Source organism: Pseudarthrobacter sp. GQ63 (genome assembly GCF_059758765.1).
The window spans coordinates 231,519-254,458 of the sequence record NZ_JCAXEF010000001.1 but is presented as its reverse complement, the minus strand read 5'-3'; the positions used below and the strand labels follow the sequence as shown (position 1 = coordinate 254,458).

The 22,940-nt window shown below is 65.0% G+C and carries 20 protein-coding genes and 2 tRNA genes; 8 read left to right on the top strand and 14 right to left on the bottom strand.

The features are described from left to right. Positions 1–34: 34 nt before the first annotated feature. The 3 genes from AC6CHP_RS01255 to AC6CHP_RS01245 are packed head-to-tail and all read right to left on the bottom strand — an operon-like array spanning position 35 to position 3,152. Positions 35–946: a carbohydrate ABC transporter permease gene (locus tag AC6CHP_RS01255; protein ID WP_188727370.1), complete on the bottom strand. Its 912-nt coding sequence runs from the start codon at positions 944–946 to the stop codon at positions 35–37. After that, the gene (locus AC6CHP_RS01250) at positions 946–1,857 is read right to left on the bottom strand and encodes a carbohydrate ABC transporter permease (RefSeq protein ID WP_188727368.1); all 912 of its coding nucleotides are present in this window, start codon (positions 1,855–1,857) and stop codon (positions 946–948) included. Before AC6CHP_RS01250 ends, AC6CHP_RS01255 begins: the two co-directional genes overlap by 1 nt. A gap of 23 nt (positions 1,858–1,880) precedes the next feature. Next, the gene (locus tag AC6CHP_RS01245; protein ID WP_188727366.1) at positions 1,881–3,152 is read right to left on the bottom strand and encodes an ABC transporter substrate-binding protein; all 1,272 of its coding nucleotides are present in this window, start codon (positions 3,150–3,152) and stop codon (positions 1,881–1,883) included. Between the two features lie 221 nt (positions 3,153–3,373). Here AC6CHP_RS01245 and AC6CHP_RS01240 point away from each other — a divergent pair, with 221 nt between their 5' ends. Beyond that, the gene (locus AC6CHP_RS01240; RefSeq protein ID WP_377194169.1) at positions 3,374–4,600 is read left to right on the top strand and encodes an ROK family protein; all 1,227 of its coding nucleotides are present in this window, start codon (positions 3,374–3,376) and stop codon (positions 4,598–4,600) included. 12 nt (positions 4,601–4,612) lie between these two features. Here AC6CHP_RS01240 and AC6CHP_RS01235 read toward each other — a convergent pair whose 3' ends face one another. The 8 genes from AC6CHP_RS01235 to AC6CHP_RS01200 all read right to left on the bottom strand — a co-directional run bounded on the left by AC6CHP_RS01235 (position 4,613) and on the right by AC6CHP_RS01200 (position 12,123). After that, positions 4,613–5,269, bottom strand: a complete 657-nt coding sequence (locus AC6CHP_RS01235; RefSeq protein WP_377194167.1) for an SDR family oxidoreductase — start codon at positions 5,267–5,269, stop codon at positions 4,613–4,615. Positions 5,270–5,332: 63 nt separating this feature from the next. Then, the gene (locus tag AC6CHP_RS01230; protein WP_498227879.1) at positions 5,333–5,890 is read right to left on the bottom strand and encodes a dihydrofolate reductase family protein; all 558 of its coding nucleotides are present in this window, start codon (positions 5,888–5,890) and stop codon (positions 5,333–5,335) included. Between the two features lie 62 nt (positions 5,891–5,952). Beyond that, complete coding sequence (gene yidC / locus AC6CHP_RS01225; RefSeq protein ID WP_498227878.1) at positions 5,953–6,759, bottom strand: membrane protein insertase YidC; 807 nt, start codon at positions 6,757–6,759, stop codon at positions 5,953–5,955. Between the two features lie 128 nt (positions 6,760–6,887). Continuing rightward, positions 6,888–8,210 carry a YjiH family protein gene (locus AC6CHP_RS01220; protein ID WP_498227876.1) on the bottom strand — a complete coding sequence of 441 codons (1,323 nt, stop codon included), beginning with the start codon at positions 8,208–8,210 and terminating at the stop codon, positions 6,888–6,890. 194 nt (positions 8,211–8,404) lie between these two features. Beyond that, positions 8,405–8,478: transfer RNA gene (locus tag AC6CHP_RS01215), tRNA-Met, on the bottom strand. Between the two features lie 61 nt (positions 8,479–8,539). Next, positions 8,540–8,611 (bottom strand) — tRNA-Thr (locus AC6CHP_RS01210). 315 nt (positions 8,612–8,926) lie between these two features. Then, positions 8,927–11,062: a DEAD/DEAH box helicase gene (locus AC6CHP_RS01205; RefSeq protein WP_188727344.1), complete on the bottom strand. Its 2,136-nt coding sequence runs from the start codon at positions 11,060–11,062 to the stop codon at positions 8,927–8,929. A 404-nt stretch (positions 11,063–11,466) separates the two neighbouring features. Then, positions 11,467–12,123: an MOSC domain-containing protein gene (locus AC6CHP_RS01200; protein WP_188727343.1), complete on the bottom strand. Its 657-nt coding sequence runs from the start codon at positions 12,121–12,123 to the stop codon at positions 11,467–11,469. Positions 12,124–12,304: 181 nt separating this feature from the next. Here AC6CHP_RS01200 and AC6CHP_RS01195 point away from each other — a divergent pair, with 181 nt between their 5' ends. Genes AC6CHP_RS01195 through AC6CHP_RS01180 form a run of 4 tightly spaced genes read left to right on the top strand, consistent with a single transcriptional unit; the run spans position 12,305 to position 16,806 of the window. Beyond that, the gene (locus tag AC6CHP_RS01195) at positions 12,305–12,901 is read left to right on the top strand and encodes a DUF1190 domain-containing protein (protein ID WP_188727341.1); all 597 of its coding nucleotides are present in this window, start codon (positions 12,305–12,307) and stop codon (positions 12,899–12,901) included. Between the two features lie 2 nt (positions 12,902–12,903). Further along, positions 12,904–14,115, top strand: a complete 1,212-nt coding sequence (locus AC6CHP_RS01190; protein ID WP_498227873.1) for a glutathionylspermidine synthase family protein — start codon at positions 12,904–12,906, stop codon at positions 14,113–14,115. A gap of 13 nt (positions 14,116–14,128) precedes the next feature. Beyond that, positions 14,129–15,634: an APC family permease gene (locus tag AC6CHP_RS01185; RefSeq protein WP_498227872.1), complete on the top strand. Its 1,506-nt coding sequence runs from the start codon at positions 14,129–14,131 to the stop codon at positions 15,632–15,634. Further along, complete coding sequence (locus AC6CHP_RS01180) at positions 15,631–16,806, top strand: acyl-CoA dehydrogenase family protein (protein ID WP_498227870.1); 1,176 nt, start codon at positions 15,631–15,633, stop codon at positions 16,804–16,806. The genes AC6CHP_RS01185 and AC6CHP_RS01180 overlap by 4 nt, the downstream gene beginning before the upstream one ends. A gap of 80 nt (positions 16,807–16,886) precedes the next feature. Here AC6CHP_RS01180 and AC6CHP_RS01175 read toward each other — a convergent pair whose 3' ends face one another. Both AC6CHP_RS01175 and AC6CHP_RS01170 read right to left on the bottom strand, forming a co-directional pair. Continuing rightward, positions 16,887–17,654 (bottom strand): SDR family oxidoreductase, encoded by a 768-nt coding sequence (locus AC6CHP_RS01175; protein WP_188727333.1) that lies wholly within the window; start codon positions 17,652–17,654, stop codon positions 16,887–16,889. Between the two features lie 4 nt (positions 17,655–17,658). Then, positions 17,659–18,321 carry a TetR/AcrR family transcriptional regulator gene (locus AC6CHP_RS01170; protein WP_498227867.1) on the bottom strand — a complete coding sequence of 221 codons (663 nt, stop codon included), beginning with the start codon at positions 18,319–18,321 and terminating at the stop codon, positions 17,659–17,661. A gap of 146 nt (positions 18,322–18,467) precedes the next feature. Here AC6CHP_RS01170 and AC6CHP_RS01165 point away from each other — a divergent pair, with 146 nt between their 5' ends. Genes AC6CHP_RS01165 through AC6CHP_RS01155 form a run of 3 tightly spaced genes read left to right on the top strand, consistent with a single transcriptional unit; the run spans position 18,468 to position 21,684 of the window. Next, a complete protein-coding gene (locus AC6CHP_RS01165; RefSeq protein WP_498227866.1) occupies positions 18,468–19,808 on the top strand; it encodes an ABC transporter substrate-binding protein in 1,341 nt (446 codons plus the stop codon). Continuing rightward, positions 19,805–20,770, top strand: a complete 966-nt coding sequence (locus tag AC6CHP_RS01160; RefSeq protein WP_377194143.1) for a carbohydrate ABC transporter permease — start codon at positions 19,805–19,807, stop codon at positions 20,768–20,770. The genes AC6CHP_RS01165 and AC6CHP_RS01160 overlap by 4 nt, the downstream gene beginning before the upstream one ends. After that, positions 20,767–21,684, top strand: a complete 918-nt coding sequence (locus AC6CHP_RS01155; RefSeq protein ID WP_188727325.1) for a carbohydrate ABC transporter permease — start codon at positions 20,767–20,769, stop codon at positions 21,682–21,684. The genes AC6CHP_RS01160 and AC6CHP_RS01155 overlap by 4 nt, the downstream gene beginning before the upstream one ends. Positions 21,685–21,771: 87 nt before the next feature. Here AC6CHP_RS01155 and AC6CHP_RS01150 read toward each other — a convergent pair whose 3' ends face one another. After that, entirely contained in the window at positions 21,772–22,935 is a 1,164-nt protein-coding gene (locus AC6CHP_RS01150) for a cystathionine gamma-synthase (protein WP_363954724.1), read from the bottom strand. Positions 22,936–22,940 lie beyond the last annotated feature (5 nt).

Genomic DNA, 22,940 nt, shown 5'->3' with positions numbered 1-22,940 from the left:
GGGGGTTTAGTGGTGGCTTACAGTCTGGCTGTACTTAGCCCTTGACGGCACCCTGTGTGACGCCGGCCATGACCCACCGCTGGGTAAAGAGGTAAGCCACGATGGCCGGCGCCATGGCCATCAGATAAGACGCAAAGGACACGTGATAGTTGTTGCTGAACTGGGTCTGGAACAGGTTCTGCCGCACTGGAAGGGTTTGCAGCGCCGGGTCGGAGATGATCAGCGAAGGCATCATGAAGTCATTCCAGGCGTAAAGGAAGGCAAAAATTCCGACTGTGGCGCTCATCGGCGCCAGCAGGGGAAAGATCAGTTGCCAGAAGGTCTGCCAGGTGGTGGCACCGTCAATGCGGGCGCTCTCTTCCAGTTCGAGCGGGATGGACCGCAGGAACGCCGTGAACAGCAGCACACTGAAGCTCAGCTGGAACATTGTGGCGAGCAGGATAACGCCCAGCGGGTTGTCCAGGCCCAGGCGGCCGGTCATCTGGATCTGCGGCAGGGCTACGACCGGAAACGGGATGAACATCGCTGCGAGCAGGTAGTAGAAGGAGTACCGGAACAGCCTGCGTTCCCAGTTGCGCACAATCGCATACGAGGCGAATGCGGCCAGCACGATCGTCGCTACGACGGTCCCGGCCGTGACCAGCAGCGACATTGCTGCGCCGACGGGGAAGTTCGTCAACGTCCACGCCTGGACGAAGCCGTCGATGCTGAACGGCGCGGGGAATGAGAACGCATTGCCGTCCACAGCCTGCGCCTGGGTTTTGAAAGCCATGGACACGGTCACGTAAAGCGGGAGCAGAACCGTGACGGCGCAGAGGACAAGGATGGTGGTACCCGGCCAGTTCACCCGCTCGACCTTCAGGCCCGGGCGTCGCCGTCCGTTCCCGGCCGGGGTTGCTTCGGTGTGGTGGAGTTCCTGGGCGGTGAGGGTTGATGGTGTGGTCATTAGAGTGTGTTCCGTCCGCGAGTCAGCGACAGCTGCAGGAGAGAGATGAGGACAGCGACGACGAAGAAGATCGTGGCGTTGGCCATCTGGTAGGCATAGTCGCCGCCGTTGAAGCCGGCGATGACGGTCATCGCGATGCTTCTTGTTGAGGTTCCCGGGCCGCCGTTCGTGAGTCCGACGATGATGTCGTACGCATTAAGGAAGCCCTTGAAGCCGAGGATGATGTTGATCACCACATAGCCGGCCACGAGCGGAGCGGTGATCTTCAGGAGCTGCTGGAACTTGCTGGCGCCGTCGATCTCCGCGGCCTCGTACACGTCCCCCGGGATTGAGACGAGACCGGCGATATAGATCAGCAGCGCCCCGGGCACGGCCTGCCAGGCGGTTACCACCACAATGGCGGTCCAGGCAAGGTCCGGGTTTGCCAGGAGGCTCGTCTCCAGCCAGGAGATGCCTGCCGCCGCACCTGCAGCGGGCAGCGAGTTGGAGAACAGGAAATTGAAAACGTAGGCGATGATGATGCCGGAGACCACCATGGGGATAACAAAGATGGTTCGCAGCGCTGTCTTCATGCGGATCTGCGAAGTGAGCCCCACGGCGAGGAGGAAGGCGATCACGTTCACCACCAGCACGGTGACGATTGAGAAGCCGAAGGTGAACAGATAGCTCTGCAGGATGGCGGGATCGCTGAAAATTGCTATGTAGTTGGTCAGGCCTGCGAACTCCCAGTCACCGATTCCGATGGAGTCCGTGAAGCTGAAGAAGATGCCAACGAGGCCTGGAACCGTGATCGCCAGCGTAAAGAGTACAAGGCTTGGCAGGAGGAAAAGGTAGAAGATCGGTTCGACCCTCCGCCGGCTGCGGCTTTCGGGGCGTCCCTGCCCGCGTCTGGTTGCTGTGGTGGTGGACATGTGTCTGGCTCCCTTGTTCTGGGCTACTGGCGAAACGCCAGGCGTGCCCAGTCTGCGTCGAGTGTGCGGAACGTGGCTGCAGGATCTGCGCCCAACACGAGCGCCTGGGTGTAGTTCATGATGGGGATGGTGCGCGGCACGAGCACCGATGGTCCCTGGTAGACAGAGCCCTTGTCGTAGTACTCGACCATCCCCTCGATACGCGGGTCCGGGGCCGCGTCCGCATCGATGGTGGGCGTGAAGCCCAGCTGCGACTTGTTGTACGCCTCAATGATTTCCGGCCGGTAGAGATACTCCAGGAAGTCGCGCGCCGCCTCCTTGTGCTTGGATTCCTCCGGAATCCACGCCGCGAGATCGACGTTGACCCGCACGCGCAGATCATCGGGGTTCTCCGTCATCGGCAGTGGAAAGGTTCCGAGCTGGAGATCGGGCGCAGTCTTGGCGATCTCGCTGAACGCCCACGGGCCCTGCAGGTACATGGCTGCCTTGCCCTGGGAAAACGCGAGGTTCCCGTCGCCGTAGCCGCGGCTCGCGGCGTCCTTGTTCACGTAGGTGCCCGCCAGTTTCAGCATTTTCTCGACAGGCTGTTGAAAGTCTTTTTGAAAGGACGCCGGCGAGTCAGGTCCGACGTCCGTGCCGGCTTCGGCAAGCTTGTCAAAGAAGTCGAGGGTGTCCAGCTGGCCGCCCACAGAGTAGTCAAACCATCCCTGGGCCACCGTCCAGTCGTCCTTCCACGTGGCGTAGAACGGCGTCACACCCGCGGCTTTCAGCGCGTCGCACGCTGCGAGCAGCTCACTCCAGGTCCTGGGCACCTCAATGCCGTGGGCGGCGAAGATCTCCTTGTTGTAGATCACGGAGGACGCCATGACCGAGTACGGCAGGGCGCTGGTCCGGTCCGGGTACGAACCGTACTGGTCCATCAGTGGCTGCAGGTCCTTCCGGACCCGGGTGGCGGCCTGGGTTCCGGACAGGTCACTCAGCGCACCGCGCTGCACGAACCTGGCCGTTTCCATGTTGTAGTTCGCGAGCGCGATGTCCGGCGGGTTGCCCCGGACAAAGCTCGCTGAAACGACGTCGACCCCGGAAGTATCCAGGATGACCTCCGTGCTGTCCTGCGAGGCGTTGTAGTCGGCGACCAGCTTGGTCATGAAGCCGATCGCCTCCCGCTTGCTGAACGTGAACCGGATGGTCTCCTTGCCGGAGTCTCCCGTGCAGCCTGAGAGGAGGCCGGCGAGCAGTGCCAGGCACAGGCCCAGCACTGCGGTAGGTAGTGTGCGCGTCAATTTCAAAGACACCCTCGTCCTTTCGTGGTGCGGCAGAACGCCGCATGGCGGCGGGGACGGCTGTTAATTCGCCGCAGAGTTTATATAGGGCGTAAATTTAGCTCCTATCGTTAGTATGCGGTGACGCCGGGCACATCGTCAAGCACTGGGGCGAATGTTTCCTCGGCTATATTTATGACCTAAATTTAGAATCGCCTTTACGTCCTGTGAGCAGGCCAGAATGGGAGCGCCCAATGAGGACTGAGACTGCACCGTCAACGCAGCTGGTGCGGAGGGTCAATGCCAGTGCGATGCTCAAGGCAATGCGCGGGGCCGGCATCATGACAGGCACGGACCTCATGGCTGCCACCGGGCTTTCCCGGGCCACGGTGATCTCGATTTGTGATGAGCTGGTCCGGCTCGGCTGGCTCCGGGAAATGGAAACCCAACGCGGCGCCGAGGGATATACCAAAGGCAGGCCGGCGCGCAGGTTCGTTTTCGACGACCGCGCGGCCAGCGTCCTGGGCATCGATATTGGGGCCAACAAGATCACCACCATCGTCGCCGACATGGGGGGAAACGCCCTCGCCAGGGTAACCACGCCCTTCCGGGCCTTCAACGTACGCGCTGACGAGCGCGCCGATGTGCTGGACCGGATCGCCGCGGAGGCCTTGGAGAAGGCGGCAGTGTCCGCGGACTCTGTCCTGGCTGTAACTGTTGGAGTCGCCGCCCCGGTGAGTCGCGATGGCGAAGTCCTCACGGTGCAGGAATTCTGGAAGTCGTTCGATGTCCGCCGGCTTGTCTCCGAGCGGCACGGCTGGCACGTGCTCCTGGAGAACGATGCCAATCTGGCTGCACTGGCTGAACGCTGGCGGGGCACGGCCCAGGGCGTCGACAACCTCGTCGTCATGCTCACCGGGGACCGTCTTGGCGCCGGCATCCTGGAGTCCGGCCGCCTGCTGCACGGGCAGCTTGGCGGCTTTGGCGAGCTGGGATACCTGGACAATGTCGAAGGTGTCGGCGACACCCTCGGCATCGCGCACTATGTAGCGCTTTTGGGCCAGGAGGCGCTCGCCTCAAGCGCCGACACGCAGCTGCATGAGCTGTGCGGCAACGCTCCGTCCGGCCTCACGGCCGAGATGGTGTTTGCCGCAGCCGGGGGCGGCGACCACGTCGCTCAGGACGTCCTCAACCAGGTGGCACAGCGCATGGCCCGTGTGATTGGCTCCGTGAGCACGCTGGTAAACCCGGAGCTCGTCGTCCTCGCGGGAGGCGTTGCAGCCTCAGCGCACGCACTCATTCCCGTCATCGAGGAGCAACTGCCGAAGTTCACATTCACTCCGCCCCGGGTGGAGGCCTCCTCCCTCGGCGACGGCATCGTTTCCATCGGAGCCATCCGCCTTGCCCTGGATTACGTCGAAGAGCACGCACTGGACCTTTACCCTGCTTCGTTCCCGAAGCCTGCCCAACCCGTTTCCTAGACGAGGTCCACGCTACGCGGGCGGCTGCAGTGCGGCGGCGATAGGCAGGCTGCCGTCACAGAACTCGATGGTCCTGCCCGCGGTCTCCGGCATTTCCAGGACTGCCACGGCGACGCTTGCGGTGTTGCTGCGGGAGGTTTCGCGGCTGCCCTCCGGGGAGGGGGCGACGTCGATCAGGCCGCTCCCAGGCTTGTCCGTCAGGGCTCCGGGGCCCAGGATGGTCCATGTGAGGCCTGTTGAGCGCAGGTAATCGTCGGCAGCGGCCTTCGCTTCGGCATAGGCAAAGAAGCTGTTGCTTTCCGGCACGCCGTGGTTCTTGCCGGCTCCGAGGTAGGAAACCATTACGTAGCGTCCCACGCCGGCCTCCGCTGCGGCATCCATCGACCGGATGGCGGCGTCCCGGTCCACCGCATAGGTGCGCGCCGGGTCCCCGCCGCCTGCGCCTGCGGACCAGACCACGGCGTCGTGGCCTTTCAGCGCAACGGCGATCTCCGCCGTCGTCGCATTCTCCACGTCAAGTACCGACGGCGTTGCGCCGGACTCCGCAACGTCGCCGGCATGGTCCGGGTTGCGGATGAACGAGGTGACGCTGTGCCCCTCGTCTGTGAGGAGGCTGGACAGGTGCAGGGCCACTTTGCCGTGGCCGCCGATGATTGCGATTCGGGTCATGGCCCTATTCTGCTCCCCCGGCCCGCCGATGCCACGCCACCGGCGCGTCGTCGTCAGCCGGTATCAGCCGCGGATGCGGTAGCGCAGGTACATGACGCCGTTTCCGAACCGCCGCTCGTCCAGGAGTTCGAGCCGGAGGTTCAGGTTGTCCGGCAGGAAACGCAGGCCGCCGCCCACGGCGACCGGGTTGAGGAAGATCCGGCATTCGTCCACCAGCCCGGCCCGGAGCGCAGCGGCGGCAAGGGTCGCGCCACCCACGCCGATACTGCCGCTGGCCTCCGCTTTCAAACCCCTGACCAGGGCGGGATCAAAGGAGCGCCGGACTGTCGTCCGCGGAGCGGGTGGTTCCTCCAGGGTTTCCGAGAAGACAATCTTCTCGGCCGCCCGCCAGATCCGTCCGTAGTCCTGGATCACAGGCGGATCGTCCGGCCCTCCCAGCGTTTCCCACACGGACACGACGTCGTACATGCGCCTCCCGAGAAGGTAGGTCCCGGCGTCGCGCTCCAGGTCGTTGACGAAGGCGTGGACTTCCTCATCGGGCGCACTCCAGTCGAAGTTGCCGTCGCTGTCCGCCAGGTAGCCGTCCAGCGATGCGATCCCGGTGTAGATCAGGTCAGCCATTGGCCCATTCTGCCTGCGCCTGCGGCATTGCGTAAGAGCTGCCACGCTGGATCCGGGCGGGGCTAGGCAGTGCCGGATGTCCGCCGGTCACGGACGAGGAGCTGCTGGGCAATTGTCCAGAGGTTGGTGACCGTCCAATAGACGAGCACCCCGATTGGAAAAAGGACGCCGCCCAGGCCAAACACAACCGGCAGGATGTACAGGATCAGCTTTTGCTGCCTCATAAACGGGCTTTCCGGGGCGCCGGCGGCAGCGCTTCTGGCCATAGTCCTCTTTTGCGCGATGAACTGGGCCGCGATCATCACCAGGATCATCAGGAGGGTCAGGACAGCCACGGCAGTCTGGTTGCCATCGCTTCCGTGCAGCACCGACGCGGACAGGGGTGCGTCGAAGATCCTGGACTGATCGAACTGCAGCACCTGGGCGTGGGACATCGCGCCGATCCCCTGCTCCTGCCGGGCGCTCGTGCTGATACCGGAGAGGACCTGGAACAGGGCCAGGAAGAACGGCACCTGGATCAGCACTGGAAGGCAGGCCGAGAGCGGGTTGGTGCCGTGCTTCCCGTACAACGCCATCTGCTCCTCGGCCATGGCCTGGCGGGATAACGCGTCAGTTTTACCCTTGTACTTTTCCTGAAGGTCCTTCAGGTCCGGCTGCAGTAGCCGCAACCGGCGCTGGGCATCGAGCTGTTTCAGGAACACCGGGATCATGGCCGCCCGGATCACCAGCACCAGCCCAATAATGGACATCGTCCACGTCCAGCCGTCCGCTGGGGGCATTCCGATGGCACCCAGGGCATCGTGGAAGCCAACCATAACCACGGACACGAGCCATCTGAACGGAACCATGATTTCGTCAAGAATGTCCACGCACTTTCCCCCAACCTCCGTTGCCGCAAAGCTACGGCGAAACGGGGAAGTTGTCACGCACGTGAGGGCGGGGCCGGCCAAGGCCGCCGGCCCCGCTCAGGACCTTCAGCTGATTCCAGCCCCGTGCTCTAGGACGGAAACAACAGGAACGCTATGGGCGTCACAAGGATCAGCGTCAAGACAACCCGCTGGAACCAGATGACCACCAGCTTCCAGACCGGAATGGGGATGTCCGTGGCCATGATGCACGGGACCAGCGCGGAGAAGAAAATGATCCCTGATACGGAAACAACACCCACAACAAACTTGACCACCGGGACCGCTTCCGCCGCGAGGAGCGCGGGAAGGAACATCTCGGCAACACCCACGGCGCTGGCTTTGGCCACCAGCATGGGTTCCGGCAGCTGCAGCGCCCAGGTGAAGGGATAGAAGAGGAAGCCCAGCCAGTCGAACACGGGAGTGTAGGTGGCAAGGACCAGTCCCAGCAGGCCGATGGAAAGGATTGAGGGGAGAATGGCCATGGCCATCAGCACGCCGTCCCGGACGTTGGTCCATACGTTGACAGCAAGTGACGGCGCTGCTTCCACAGTTTGCCGGGCCTCACGCCAGGCGACCGACTGCCGGCGCCCGGTAACGTCCTCCTCCGGCTGCGGCACGGCCTCCGGGTGGTACTCGTCGGGGATGCTGTTCAGCGGCCAGATCCTGACGGTGATGGCGGTGACAACGAACGTGACCAGGAACGTGATCCAGAAGTAGGCGGTCCACTGGCCCATCAGGTCCAGCGTCTTGGCCACGATCACCATGAACGTGGCGGACACGGTGGAGAACCCGGTGGCAATGATGGCAGACTCGCGGGCAGTGTATTTGCCTTCCTTGTAGACCCTGTTGGTGATGAGCAGGCCCAGGGAGTAGCTGCCCACAAAGGAGGCGACGGCGTCGATGGCGGACCGCCCGGGGGTTCGCCAGATGGGGCGCATCACGCGCTGGACCATGACACCGATGAATTCCAGCAGGCCATAGCTGACCAGGAGCGCCAGGAACACCGCGCCGATGGGGACAAGCAGCCCTACGGGAATGACGAGCTTTTCAAACAGGAACGGCCCCATGCCCGGTTCAAACAACCATGCGGGCCCAACCTTGAAGACCATCATGAAGCCCACCACCATCCCCACCACTTTCAGCAGGGAGAAGGCCACCTCAACCGCGGACCTTTTCCAGGTTCCTGCGATGAAGGGGTATGCGGCGCCGGCGATAATCACGGCCAGCGCGTAGTAGGGCAGGACAGGGGCGATGCCCGCCTGGAGGAACGAGACGATGTGGTCCAGCATGATGGTGTTTTTTCCAGCGATTGTCACCGGCACAAAGAACATGAATGCGCCGATGCCGCTGTAAACAAACAGCTTCCACATGTGCCGCGAGGCTGTGCGCGGGGCTTCCGAGGTGATGGCCAACGGTCTATCTCCTGACTACGTGGCGGCCCCCCCGAGCCGGCATTTTTGTGTATAGAACCATGGCACCGTGGATCCCGGGCAGGAACAATGGAATGCACGGCAAAGCAGTCTTGGATAAGAGACTCGGCTCAAGGAGGCCTTGGTTAAACCAAAAAAGGCCCCCGGATTCTTAACGAATCCGGGGGCTTGACCTGTAGCGGTGGGGAGGCTCGATCTCCCGACCTCACGATTATGAGTCGTGCGCTCTAACCAACTGAGCTACACCGCCACGAATGAGAAAAACCTGCGTCAAGCCGGTCAAAACCGCCTTGACACAGGCCCTCATCCAGAGCCCCCCACCGGAATCGATCCGGTGACCTCGTTCTTACCAAGAACGCGCTCTACCACTGAGCTAGGGGGGCAACGAGTAAATACTCTACCGGAAGATTTACCCACCAACAAATCGGCGTTCGGTCAGGCGGAGCGAGACTGGAACAGGTGTCCAATGAACGCCCTGTCAGCCGAAAAACGCCGGAAAATCAGGGAAACAGGACCCCTGCAACCAGCGCAGGCCGGCCGGGCCGGAGCCTTTTCCCAGAGGCCCGCACCAAGAATGTGTCGATCCCCACACTCCCCCGCCGCTGTCCGCCGTCGGACATTCACTACTGCACGCCTTAAACGCCTGTGGGCCGGCTCGAAAGCCGGCCCACAGGCGCCTTGTCAGCTAGCTGACGGATTTACCACTTGCCCTTGCGGTTGAAGTCCCGCTGGCCGCCCTCGTTGCCGTGGCGGGGCTTGCGGGAGCCGTCACCGTGGCCGCCGAAGCGGGAGTCGCTGGCCTGGCCGCGGTTGGCACCGCTGTCGGCGCTGTAAGAACGCTCGCTGTACGAACGGCCACCACGGTCAGCCGAGGAACGCTCGCCGTCGGACTTCCGGAATTCCTTCTTGAACCCGCCGTTGCCCTTGAAGTTGCCTCCCCGGTCACCGCCACGGTTGCCCTGGTAGGCGCCGCGCTCGCCGGAGGGCTTGCGGCCGTTGTCCAGCTCAAGGTTGATCAGCTCGCCGCCGATCCGGGTGCGGGACAGGGCACGCAACTGCTCGGGGCTCAGGTCTGCCGGAAGCTCCACGAGGGAGTGGTCCGAGCGGATGTCGATGCCGCCGATTTGGGCTGAGGAGATGCCGCCTTCGTTGGCGATGGCGCCCACAATGGAACCCGGCATGACGCGCTGGCGGCGTCCCACGGCGATCCGGTAGGTGGCGTTGCCCTCGGTGAGCGTACGGGTCGGTCCACGCGAGCCGAAACCGTCCTTGGAGCGCTCGCGCTTCTGGAACTCGGGAGCTGCAGGCAGTTCCTTCACCAGCAGCGGCTGGCCGCCCTGTGCCATGACGGCAAGGGCAGCAGCGATTTCCGCAGCCGGAACGTTGTGCTCTTCCTCGTAGGACGCGATGAGGTCGCGGAACGCCGAGACGTCCTCTGACGCCAGCGTTTCGGTGATCTTCTCGGCGAACTTGCCCAGGCGCAGCGTGTTCACGGTCTCGGCCGTGGGCAGGTGCATCTGCTCCACCGGCTGCCGGGTGGCCTTCTCGATGGAACGCAGCAGGTACTTCTCGCGCGGCGTCATGAACAGGATCGCGTCGCCCGAGCGGCCTGCACGCCCGGTGCGGCCGATGCGGTGGACGTAGGACTCGGTGTCGTGCGGGATGTCGTAGTTGATGACGTGGCTGATGCGCTCCACGTCAAGGCCACGGGCCGCGACGTCGGTGGCCACGAGGATGTCGATGCGGCCTTCCTTCAGTGCGTCCACAGTGCGCTCGCGCTGCTGCTGCGGAATGTCGCCGTTGATGGCGGCGGCCTGGAAACCGCGGGACTTCAGCTTGTCAGCCAGGTCCTCGGTAGCCATCTTGGTCCGCACGAAGGCGATGACGCCGTCGAACTCTTCAACCTCAAGGATGCGGGTCAGAGCATCGAGCTTGTGCGGGCCCATGACCTGCAGGTACCGCTGGCGGGTGTTGGCGCCGGTGGTGGTCTTGGACTTGACGGAGATCTCGGCCGGGTTGTTCAGGTACTGCTTGGACATGCGGCGGATCTGGCTCGGCATGGTGGCCGAGAACAGGGCCACCTGGCGGTCCGACGGGGTCTGCTGGAAGATCTGCTCCACGTCTTCGGCGAAGCCCATGCGCAGCATCTCATCGGCCTCGTCCAGCACCAGGTACTGGAGCTCGGACAGGTCCAGGGAACCCTTGGAGATGTGGTCGATCACACGGCCGGGAGTACCGACAACAACCTGGGCACCGCGGCGCAGGCCGGCGAGCTGGGGGCCGTAAGCGGAGCCGCCGTAAACCGGGAGGACCGTGAAGTCATCGATGTGCTTGGCGTACGAGGTGAAGGCCTCGGCAACCTGGAGGGCCAACTCGCGGGTCGGGGCGAGCACCAGGGCCTGGGTCTTGCGGGAGGGGCCATTGAGGTCGTGGAGCTCGGCCAGGCGGGACAGTGCCGGTACTGCGAATGCTGCAGTCTTACCGGTGCCGGTCTGGGCGAGGCCCACGACGTCGCGGCCTTCGAGCAGCAGCGGGATGGTTGCTGCCTGGATGGGGGAAGGCTTTTCGTAGCCAACATCCTGCAGGGCAGCGAGGACGCGGCCGTCGATGCCGAGGTCGGCGAACTTGATGCCTTCTTCTTCGTCTTCCTCAGCCTTGGCGGCGGGAGCTTCCACAGAGGGAGCGGCCGGAGCTTCCTCAGCCTTGGCGGCGGGGGCTTCTTCGGGGGCTTCGGCGGGTGCCGGTGCGGCCTCGGCTGCGTGGGCAGCGGGCTCAGTGAATTCGATGCTGGCAGTCGCTGCTTCAGCGGTGGCGTCGTTGTGATTTTCGGGCATAGGGAAGTATTCCTCATCCATAGGGGGCCAGGCGGCACTACCCGAGGTGAGCGGAGCCGCAGTACGTGTGCCGTGGATGCCGGGCAAACATTGACCGGCCGGTCACAGAAGTCCGGCGCTTTCGCAATCCCGTGGCAGGACTTCCCGCTGCATCTCTTGGCTGCTATCCCAGCAGTCTGTACAGCGTTTTCTTTAGCCGGCTCTCCCTATGAAAATGCCCGCATCGCTTGCGCGGGCCCCAACACTTGCCAGTCCTGCCTCAAAAATTGGGCAGGAATAAGGGATTTCCGGAGTGGGGGATGTTTCAAGTGTAAGGTACGCACCTGCCGCAGCGGAAATTGAACGTACGACGACGGCGGTGAGCTTGCGCACACCCCTCCCCTTCCAGCCGCTGCAGCCTGTGGCTACCGCCCCAGCTGCCGTTCCAGCGCCTCGAACTTTTTCGTGAACTCCGGCTGCTGCAGGCGGATCTCGCCGTCGGCGTCGGCGTCGCGCAACGCTTCCATCGACTCCGCGTCCGGTTCGCTGAACCACCTGCCCACGGTAATGCCGTGCTTCGGAACATACAGCCGGTGGATATGGTCCCCGGCCTGGATGGTGCCGGTCCTGATGACGCGCAGGTAGGTGCCCACGCGGCCCTCCTCGGTGAACCTCTTGACGAAGTGCGGCTCCCGCATCCGGCGCTGGAAGGTGGCGCAGGGCGTTCGCGGCGAGGTGACTTCGACTTCGAGGCTGAGGCCGATCTTCCACCGTTCGCCAATCACCGCTCCCGTGGCGTCGATGCCCGCTACCCGGAGGTTCTCGCCAAAGATTCCAGGCGGGAGGTCCCGCTGCAACTCCCCGGCCCAGTAGTCCGCGTCCTGCTGCGAATAGGCATACAGGGCCTGGTCCGGACCGCCGTGGTGTACCCGGTTCGCCTGGATGTCGCCCTGGAGGCCCAGGCGGTGAACCTTGACCGGCCCCTCGGCCGGACGCTTGTCGATGGCCGTCACGCCCACGTTGGATGTATCCGGCAGGAGCTGGTGGACACGGCAGACGGCAACTACGGAGGCGGTTTCCATGGCACCAGTGTAGGGTCCGCGACCCCCTGCAGGCCTCAGCTGCCGGCATGGGGACTTCTCCCCCATCCGCTATCCGCTGCGCTGCTCGCAGCCGGCACCGGCAGGGACTACGCTGAGTTCAGGATTGCAATTGGGGGTGGAGCGCTGTGCCCAATTCACGTGGACTACTGAAGGGGACGCCATGGACCCGAACAAAAACCCGGAGCGCGGGCGGGCAAGCGGCAACCAGCCTGACGGTGACGGCCGGGCAGGCGCGAAGCCTCCGCCCTGGCAGGTACCCAAACCGGAGCTCCGCCCTGAACTGCTCAACGAGCCTGTTACTCCCGTGGACCCGTTTGCCCGCGACCGGGAGAGGCAGCTCAACGAGGCGGCGGCCAGGAAGAAACGCTCGCAGCGGCGCACCGTGGTGGTGGGCCTGGGCGTGACGGCGCTGCTCGCCGGCACCATCACGGCTGTGGTGGCCAGCAACCAGGATGATCCCGAGTACGCCCAGGTGTGTTTCAACGACGAAACCGGCGAGCGCGTGGAAGACACCAACTGCAACAGCTCTGCCGGCCGAAGCGGCGGCATCTACGCCTGGTACTTCTTCTCCCGCGGGGCGTTCGTTCCCGCCGTCGGGCAGAACCGCTCCACCGCCCCCACCTACACCAGGACCGTTCCCAGCGGCGCAAAAGCCTCCACCGGGTACAGCACGCAGGGCGGCACCGTCAGCCGCGGCGGCTTCGGTACCACCGCCAAGAGCGGTACCAGCGGCGGCAGCAGCAAAGTGGGGGGCTGAGCGTGAAGCGGCTGGTGTCTGAGCCCAGGCCCGACTGGAAGCAGAAGATCCAGGAACAGGGCCTGGTCTTTTCCACCACCACCATGGAGGACGGGCGGCGGATCGAGTACTGGAACGAGTCCGCGTACTACGAATTCACCACGGACGAGGTGGAGGAGCTAGAGCTGGCGGCCGAGGACATGCACAGGATGTGCGTGGAAGCGGCCAAGTTCCTGGCCACCGGCGCCATGGGCGATATCGGCATCGGCCCGCAGGCTTTGGAACTGGCTGCAGAGTCCCTGCAGGCCGGGGACGTGGACGTCTACGGCCGCTTCGACTTCATCTATGACGGCCAGGGCGGGCCCGCCAAGATGCTCGAATACAACGCGGACACCCCCACCGGGCTCATCGAGGCGGCAGTGGCGCAGTGGTTCTGGCTGCAGGACGTCTTCCCGGAAAAGGACCAGTGGAACGGGATCCACGAGGCCCTGATCCGGCAGTGGAAAAAGGTCCAGTACCGCACCGGCATGAGCACCCTGCACATTGCCCACTCGGAGGTGGAGGAATCCGGCGAGGACTGGATGACGGCTGCCTACATGCGGGACGTGGCCAGCCAGGCAGGCTGGACCACCATCGGCATCAACATGTCGGACATCGGCTGGGACCCCAACCTGAACCGGTTCGTGGACCTGGACAATTTCATGATCAGCACCATCTTCAAGCTCTACCCCTGGGAGCTGATGATGAAGGAACCCTTCGGGCACCGTCTTCTGGAACGGGCCCACAACCCCCGCTGGGTTGAACCAGCCTGGAAAATGCTCCTCTCCAACAAGGCGCTCCTGGCCGCCCTCTGGCACCTGTACCCGCAGCACCCCAACCTGCTTCCGGCCTACCTTAACGAGCCGGGCCCCCTTAAGGAATGGGTGGCCAAGCCCCTGCACGGCCGCGAAGGCGACAACATCAAGATCCACGCCCAGGGCATCAGCCTTGAGCAACCCGGCGGCTACGGCCGCGAGGGCTGGTGCTACCAGCAGTACCAGGAACTGCCCGACTTCGACGGCAACCATCCCGTCCTGGGCCTGTGGGTGGTGGACGGCGAGTCCGTAGGCTGCGGCATCCGGGAATCGGATGGGCCGGTCACTGACTACTTCTGCCGTTTTGTGCCCAACACCATTGACGCGCCGGCGCCGCTCTCGGCCGAGGCCTCCTCCAACAAAGCAGGTATCGCACTATGAACCCGGTGACAGCATGAGCACAGGAACCACGACGACGGGCGGCCCCGGCGGCGCGCCGGGCGCCACCGTCCCGGCCAAGGGGCTCCGCGCCGGGATCCTCGACCTCGGCGACTCCGTGATGCTGGGGCTGGCCTCCACGGCACCGGTCTACTCGCTGGCCGCAACACTGGGCCTCATCGTGGCCGTAAACGGCAACTACACTCCCCTGATCCTGCTGCTCGGCTTCATCCCCGTGCTCTTCATCGCGTATGCGTTCCGCGAACTGAACAGCGCCATTCCGGACTGCGGCACCACCTTCACCTGGTCCCGGCGTGCGTTCGGCCCCTGGGCGGGCTGGCTGGGCGGCTGGGGCGTCGCGCTCGCCGGCATCGTGGTCCTGGCCAATTTGGCGCAGGTGGCGGGCCAGTACCTGTGGCTCCTGGTGGGTGACGGCTCCCTGGCTGACAACACGGCAGTGGTGACTGCAACGGGCGTCCTGTTCATCGCCGTAATGACGCTGGTCAACTACCGGGGCATCCGGCTGGGCGAACACGTCCAGCGGGTGCTGACCTATGTGCAATACATCTCCCTGGGCATCTTTGCCCTGGCCATTGTGGTGCGGATCGTTGCGGGGTCCGCCGCGGGAGACACCTCTATCCAGGCCTTCGACCTTGAATGGTTCAACCCGGCGGGTGCCTTTGCGGATCCCGGGGCCGTGGTGCACGGCGCGCTCCTGGCGCTCTTCATCTATTGGGGCTGGGACACCTGCCTCGCGGTCAATGAGGAAACAGAGAACCCTTCAACCACCCCCGGCCGCGGCGCGGTGATCTCCGCCTTCATCCTCGTGGCCATCTATGTCTCCGTGGCGCTCCTGGTGATGATGTACGCCACGGTGGGCACGGAGGGCATTGGCCTGGGCAACGAGGCCAACCAGGACGACGTCTTCCTGGCCATGCGGGACGTGGTGCTGGGCCCCTGGGGCTGGCTGATCGTCGTCGCCGTCCTTGCCTCGGTCCTGTCCTCCACCCAGACCACCATCCTCCCCACGGCACGCGGCACCCTGTCCATGGGCGTCCACGGCGCCCTGCCGGCCAGGTTCGGCCAGGTGCACCCGAAGAACCAGACTCCAGGGTTCTCCACCCAGGTCATGGGGGCGGCCGCCATCGCCTACTACGTGGCCATGAGTTTCCTGAGCGAGAACCTGCTCTCCGATTCCATCAGCGCCATCAGCCTGTTCATCGCCTTCTACTACGCGCTCACCGGTTTCGCGTGCTTCTGGTACTTCCGCGGCACCCTCCGGCATTCGGCGCGCAACCTGTGGTTCCGGGGCATCCTGCCGCTCGTGGGTGCGCTCCTGCTGACGGCCGCCTTCTTCATCTCGGCTGTCCAGATGTGGGACCCGGCCTACGGCGACACCCAGATCTTCGGGATCGGCGGGGCCTTCGTCAGCGGCGTGCTGCTGCTGGCCCTGGGCGTGGTGCTGGCTGTGGCGTGCCGGTTCCTGCCCGCCACCCGCGGTTACTTCCTGGCGAAGCCGTGAACCCGGACCCCTCGGACGTCCTTGCCCTGGATGCCCTGCTGACCCCCGGCGAGCAGGAAATCCAGCAGAAAGTCCGGGACTTCACGGCCCAGCGGATCAGGCCAAACATCGCCCGGTGGTACGAGGACGCCGTCTTTCCCCTGGAGCTCGCGCCGGAACTGGGCGAACTCGGGGTGCTGGGAATGCACCTGGAGGGCTACGGCTGCCCGGACCGCTCCGCCGTCGAATACGGCCTGGCCGCAATGGAACTCGAGGCCGGCGATTCCGGGATCCGCACCTTTGTCTCGGTGCAGGGCTCATTGGCCATGACCGCCATCCACACGTGGGGCTCCGAGGACCAGAAACAGGAGTGGCTCCCCCGGATGGCCGCCGGGGAAGTGATCGGGTGCTTTGCGCTGACCGAGCCTTCAGCCGGCTCCGATCCTTCCTCCATGGCCACGTTCGCCCGGCGGGACGGTGCCGGGGACAACGCCGGCTGGGTGCTGAACGGCGCCAAACGCTGGATCGGCCTCGCTTCGGTGGCCGGGGTGATGGTGGTCTGGGCCATGACCGACGACGGCGTGCACGGCTTCCTGGTGCCGGCGGGGACCCCCGGCGTCGCCGCCGTCCCCATCACGCAGAAACTGTCGATGCGCGCGTCCATCCAGTGCGATGTGGTGTTCGACGACGTCAGGCTGGGTCCGGAGGCGCTGTTGCCGGCGGCGCGTGGCCTGCGCGGCCCGTTTACCTGCCTGAACGAGGCCCGGTACGGCATCGCCTGGGGCGCCATGGGTGCTGCCCGGGATTCCTATCAGACAGCACTGGCCTACTCGCAGGAGCGGCTGCAATTCGGCAAGCCGCTGGCCGCCTACCAGCTGACCCAGGAGAAGCTGGTCAACATGCTGGTGGAGATCCAGAAGGGGACCCTGCTGGCGCTGCACCTGGGACGGCTTAAGGACGCCGGCGTCCTGCGGCCCGAGCAAATCTCACTGGGCAAGCTGAACAACGTCAGGGAAGCCCTCACGGTGGCCAGGGAGGCACGCTCCATCCTCGGCGGAAACGGCATCACCCTGGACTACTCCCCACTGCGCCATGCGGCCAACCTGGAATCGGTGCGCACCTATGAGGGCACCGACGAAGTCCACACCCTGGTCCTTGGCCAGCACATCACCGGCATCAACGCGTTCCGCTGACCCTGGTTTTCCGGCGCAACCAGGTAGCAGGTGATGTCGTTTTGGCGGCTCATAACAGCATCTGCTGCTACCTGGTTGGGCTACGCCGAGAAGCCGCCGTCAGACTTGATGAGCTGGCCGGAGACCCAGCGGCCGGCGGGTGAGAGCAGGAACCCCACGGTTCCTGCGACGTCGGCGGGTGTTCCCAGCCGTCCGGTGGGCTGTTGGGCCGTCAGCGCTGCCCGGACCTCGTCGTCCATCCAGCCGGTATCCACTGGGCCCGGGTTCAGCACGTTCGCCGAAATGCCCTGCGGTCCAAGCTCCCGCGCGGCGGCAATGACGATCCTGTCCAGCGCGCCCTTCGAGGCACCGTAGGGAAGGTTGAACGCTGTGTGGTCACTGGTCAGCGCAACGATTGCGCCGCCGTCGTCCGTTGCCTGCCGCGCGAACGCGGCAATCAGCTGCCAGCTGGCCCGGGTATTCACGGCAAAATGCCGCTCAAACGATTCCACGCTGGTGTCCAGGATCCCCGAGTCCACGGACTCGGCATGGCTCAGGACCATGCCCTGCAGCGGGCCCGCCAGCTGCACGGACTCCGCCACCAGCTGGTCGGGCACGGCGGGGTCCTGGAGGTCCGCGGACAGCACGTGGACCTGGGCGCCGATGGCTTCGAGCTCGGCAGTCAAACGCACGACGTCGTCCGGCTCAGTCCCCCACGGCATCCGGGCGTCGTAGTCCTGCCAGTAGGCCAGCACCAGGTCCCAGCCTTCGGCGGCGAGGTGCCGGGCGATGCCGGCGCCGATGCCCGCGAGCCGGCCCGCCCCGGTGATGAGGGCGGCGGGGCGGACGGCTGCGGGGGAAGAATCCATGGGATCAGCCTAGCGGCGCCAATGGAAGTGCCCCGGCTGAAGCACCCTCCGGGTTCTCCTCAGGCAGCAGGACCAGGTCCAGGTAAGCGCGGAGACAGCCGGCCATGTCCACACTCCCGGGCGCCAGGAGCCACTGCGTCTGGATGCCGTCCCACAGAGCGATCAATGAGGCAGCGGCAGTGTCCGGATCCACACCAGGGCGCAGCCGGCCTTCCCTGGCCAGCTGCGCAAGCTGGCGCGCGTAGCTCCGCCGCAGCCGCTCAAAGCGCTGCGTAAAGTAGTCCCGCCCGGGATGCCCCTCCGTGACCGCTTCCCCGCACAGGACGGTGTAGAGCTCAAGGACTCCCGGGACATCTTCATTGAAGCGCGCCTGCCGGAGGACGGCATCAGAAAGTGATTCCTCCGGGTCCGGCGGCGCGGTACCGTCTCCCGTGATGGAATCCCGCCAATTGAGTACTGCCAGGAGCAGATCGCTTTTGGAGGGGAAGTAGTGGAGGAGGCTCGTCTGGCTCATGCCCGCGTGGTTGGCCACGTCCTGCAGCGAGCTGCCGCGATACCCGTGGGCGGCGAAGACGGCGTGGGCTGCGGTCAGGATGGCCCGGCGCCGCTCCGCCGACTTCGCGTAGGGTCCCCGGCGGGAAGTTTGAGGGCCCTCCTTGGTGCTCATGGCAAGCCAGTGTACCCGCCGTAACTCCCGTTAAACCAAAACTCGAGCGACCACTCGAGTTTTCGTGTTAGCCTTTCTCGAACCGAACAAAAAGTGCCATGCTTCACACTTTTAGGCACATATCCGACACAATGAGGTGAAGGCAAATGTCCCAATTCACGCGAAGACAACTCCTGAGTGCGGGCCTGGGCACCGCAGCGGTGGGGCTCCTGTCCGGCTGTGCCACGCCAGGCATACGCTCCGTCAACACAGCACCGGTGCTCGCTCCCGCCGCCAGCGGGGAAAAGATCACCCTGACGTACTGGTGCTGGCTCAAGGACGCCCAAAAAGTGGCCGATATCTGGAACTCCTCCCATCCGCAGGTCCAGGTGGAGGTCGTGTGGATTCCCGGCGGCAACGCCGGCGGGTACCAAAAGCTCTATTCGGCCCTGGCTGCCGGCGGCGGACCCGACCTTGCCCAGGTGGAGATGCGGTCCCTCCCCGAATTCATGCTGGTCAACGGCCTGGTGGACGTTGCCCGGTACGGCGCCCAGGACTACGCGCACCTGTACGACCAGACCCTGTGGGGCCAGGTCAGCTTCTCCGGCGGCGTGTACGGCATCCCCCAGGACTCCGGCCCCATGGCCATGTTCTACCAGCCGGCAGTCCTGGACCAGGTGGGCGGCACAAACCCCGGCACGTGGGACGAATGGGCAGCCCTGGCACGCGAACTGCGCCAAAAGGATGTCTACCTGGACTGCTTCCCGCTGGGTGACGCCTCCGTGTTCACAGCCTTCGCAGCCCAGGCCGGTGCCAGCTGGCTCCGGCCTGAGGAGGACGGCTGGGTCATTAACATGACCGACGACGCCACCATGAAGGTTGCCCGCTTCTTCGACCAGGCCATCGATGAGGACCTTGTGCAGACGGCGTTCGGCGCCTATTCCCCCGGCTGGTTCGCTGCAGCCGCCAAGGGAACCATCGCCTCCGTGGTGTCCGGCAGCTGGGGAGACGCCCTCATTGAAGGCGTCAGCGGCGGCAGCGGCAAATGGCGGGTGGCACCCATGCCCACCTGGGGCGGGAGCGGATTCGGGTCAAGCTACCTTGGCGGTTCCACCGCAGCGGTCCTGGCCAACAGCAAACACCCCCGCGAAGCACTCGAGTTCGCGGTCTGGATGACCACGTCCAGGGAAGGCATCGACGCCGAAATCACCAACAGCGGCATTGGCTGGTCGCCGTCGCCGGACTTCATCGGCACTCCGCGGCAGGCGCCGTCGGAGTTCTTTGGCGGCCAAAGCTACCACCAGGAAATCTTCGTGCCGGCGGCCCAGCAGCAGAACAAGGACTGGTCCTGGTGGCCCGTCACGCAGCAGTCCTTCAACATCCTGAGCGACGGCTTCCGGAAGAAGGCGTCAGGAACCAGCCTGGTGGATTCGGTGGCGACGGCGGAACAGCAGATCATGACCGTCTTCAGGAACAAGGGCCTCAGCATTCGAAAGGAAGCGTCATGACAGCGACATCACCCACCGCGCGGACGGGGCAGGTTCCATCCGCGCAGCCTTCCGCCCGGCCGGGCAAACGCGGCGACCGGACAGGCGCTGCGTCCCGCGCGCCCTGGCTCCTGCTGGCGCCCTTCCTGGCGTTGTTCATCCTGACGTTTATCCTTCCGATCTTCGTTGCCGTTGGCTCGAGCTTTACCAAAGTGACCCGGAGCGGGCTCTTTGGGGAGGCAGGGGTCACCAGTGAATTCGCCGGGTTCAGCAACTACGCCCAGGCCCTGGCTGACGGCAGCTTCGTGGCGTCGATCGGACGCATGCTCCTCTTCGGCGTGGTGCAGGTCCCGGTGATGATCGTCCTCTGCACGGTGCTTGCCCTCATGCTCGAATCAGCGTCCGCCAAGTGGCCGGGCTTCTTCCGTGCCGCGTACTTCCTCCCCTACGGCGTTCCGGGGGTCATTGCCACCATCCTCTGGTCGTTCCTCTACGTCCCCGGGCTGAGTCCGCTGTTCGACGTCGCGGCCCTGGTGGGACTGACTCCGGATTTCCTGGGTGCCAACACCGTTCTATGGTCGATTGCGAACATCGTCACCTGGAGCTACACCGGCTACAACATGCTGATCATCGTGGCCCAGCTGAAGGCCATACCCGGGGAGCTGTATGAGGCCGCGAAGGTGGACGGCGCCTCCACCTGGCGGGTGGCCCTCAGCATCCAGCTTCCCCTGATCCGGCCCGCCCTCGTCCTGACAACTGTCTTCTCCATTATCGGCACCCTGCAGCTCTTCGCCGAGGCGCAGGTCCTGAAGACCGTGGCCCCCGCCATCGACAGCCAGTACACGCCCAACCTCAGCGCCTACACCACCGCGTTCGCCTACAACGACTACAACGTGGCCGCTGCGCAGGCCGTGCTGATAGCCGTGGCCGCCTTCCTCCTGTCCTTCGCCTTCCTCAAATTCACGAACAGGAAGTCATCATGACCGCTACCGTGACCCCGACGTCGACATCGGCTTCCCCGGCCCGCCCATCCGCGGCAGGGACCAGGCGTTCCGGAAGCAAGGGCCGTCCGTCCACCATCATCGTCACAGCGGTGCTCGTGGTGGTTGCCCTGTACTTCCTCATTCCTGTGTACTGGGTGGTGGTCGCTGCCACCAAGTCCACGGAGGACCTGTTCTCCACCAACGGGTTCTGGTTCGCCCCCACCGTTGCGCTGTGGGACAACCTTGCGCAGGTGCTCAGCTATGACAACGGCATCTTCATCCGGTGGTTCCTGAACTCAGTGCTGTACGCCGGCATCGGCGCCCTCCTGGCCACCTACTTCGCGGCGGCGGGCGGTTACGCGCTGGCGAAGTACGAGTTCCGCGGGCGGAACCTGGTCTTTGGAACCATCCTGGGCGGAGTACTGGTACCCGGCACGGCCACAGCCCTGCCGCTCTTCCTGCTTTTCAGCCAGCTGGGCCTGGCCAACACGTACTGGAGCGTGCTGCTGCCGTCCCTCGTCTCGCCGTTTGGACTGTTCCTGTGCCGGATCTATTCGCAGGCCACGGTGGACACCTCACTCATCGAGGCGGCCAGGCTGGACGGCGCGGGCGAACTGAGGATCTTCCACACCATCGGGCTGCGTGTGCTCACCCCCGCCCTGGTCACCGTGTTCCTCTTCCAGCTGGTGGGAATCTGGAACAACTACTTCCTGCCGCTCGTGATGCTGTCCGACTCCGGGCTGTACCCGATCACGCTCGGCCTGAACAACTGGCTGAGCCAGGTGGACCGGCTGCCTGAGTTCTACGAGCTGACCACCGGCGGCGTGCTGCTCTCGATCATCCCGCTCAGCATCGCCATGGTGGTCCTTCAGCGCTTCTGGCGCGGCGGCCTCACCGAGGGTTCCGTAAAGTAGGAATTTTCCCACCGCGGGACGGCACGTCGCGGCAACCCCTCACTCCGGGGACTGCCGCGACGTGCCGTCCCGGTTCAACCGGCGGGTCTAGGGGATGGCGGCGAACGCCTGGTCCAGGTCCGCGAGCAGGTCCTCCACGTCCTCAATGCCGCAGGACAGGCGGAGGAGGTTCACCGGAACCGCCAGCTCGGTGCCTTTGACCGAGGCATGGGTCATTTCGGACGGGTAGTTCATCAGCGATTCGATGCCGCCCAGGGACTCCGCCAGGGTGAACACGGACGTCGATTCCGCCACCTTCCGGGCAGCCGCCTCGCCGCCCTTGAACTGCACCGAAACCATGCCGCCGAAGCTCCGCATCTGCTTCCTGGCGAGCTCATGGCCCGGGTGGGACGGCAGGCCCGGATACAGGACGGCCTCCACCTCGGGGCGTTCCAGGAGCCACTCAGCCACGGCCTGGCCGTTGAGGCTGTGCCGGTCCATGCGGACCCCCAGGGTCTTCAGCCCGCGGGTGGTGAGGAACGCGTCCATGGGACCGGAGACGGCGCCCACGGCGAACTGCACGAAGCCGATCTTCTCCGCCAGCTCTGCATCATTGACCACCACGGCGCCGCCCACGACGTCCGAGTGCCCGCCGATGTACTTGGTGGTGGAGTGGACCACGACGTCGGCACCCAGGGCGAGCGGGTTCTGCAGGTAGGGGGAAGCGAAGGTGTTGTCCACCACGAGGAGGGCGCCGGCGTCGTGCGCTATCCCTGCGAGCGCCGCGATGTCGGTGATCTTCATCAGCGGGTTGGACGGCGTCTCCACCCAGACGAACCGGGTCTTGTTGGCGGCGACTGCCGCCCGGACGGCGTCGAGGTCTGCCATGTCAACCGGGGTGTTGCCGATCCCCCAGCCGCCCAGCACCCTGCTGATGAGTCGGTAGGTGCCGCCGTAGGCGTCGTTGCCCAGCACAATGTGGTCGCCGGGGCGGGTCAGGGCGCGGATGAGCGAATCCTCGGCGGCCAGTCCGGAGCTGAAGCTGTAGGCGTGGGTGCCGCCTTCCAGCGCGGCGAGCTGTTCCTGCAGGGCGTCCCTGGTGGGGTTGCCGCCGCGGCCGTACTCATAGCCCTCGCGGAGCCCGCCGATGCCGTCCTGGGCGTACGTGGAACTGAAGTGCAGGGGCGGAACCACCGCGCCGGTGCGGGGCTCGAAGGCCTGTCCGGCGTGGACGGCGCGGGTGTTGAAACCTTGGTTTTCGGGGACGGACATGATGC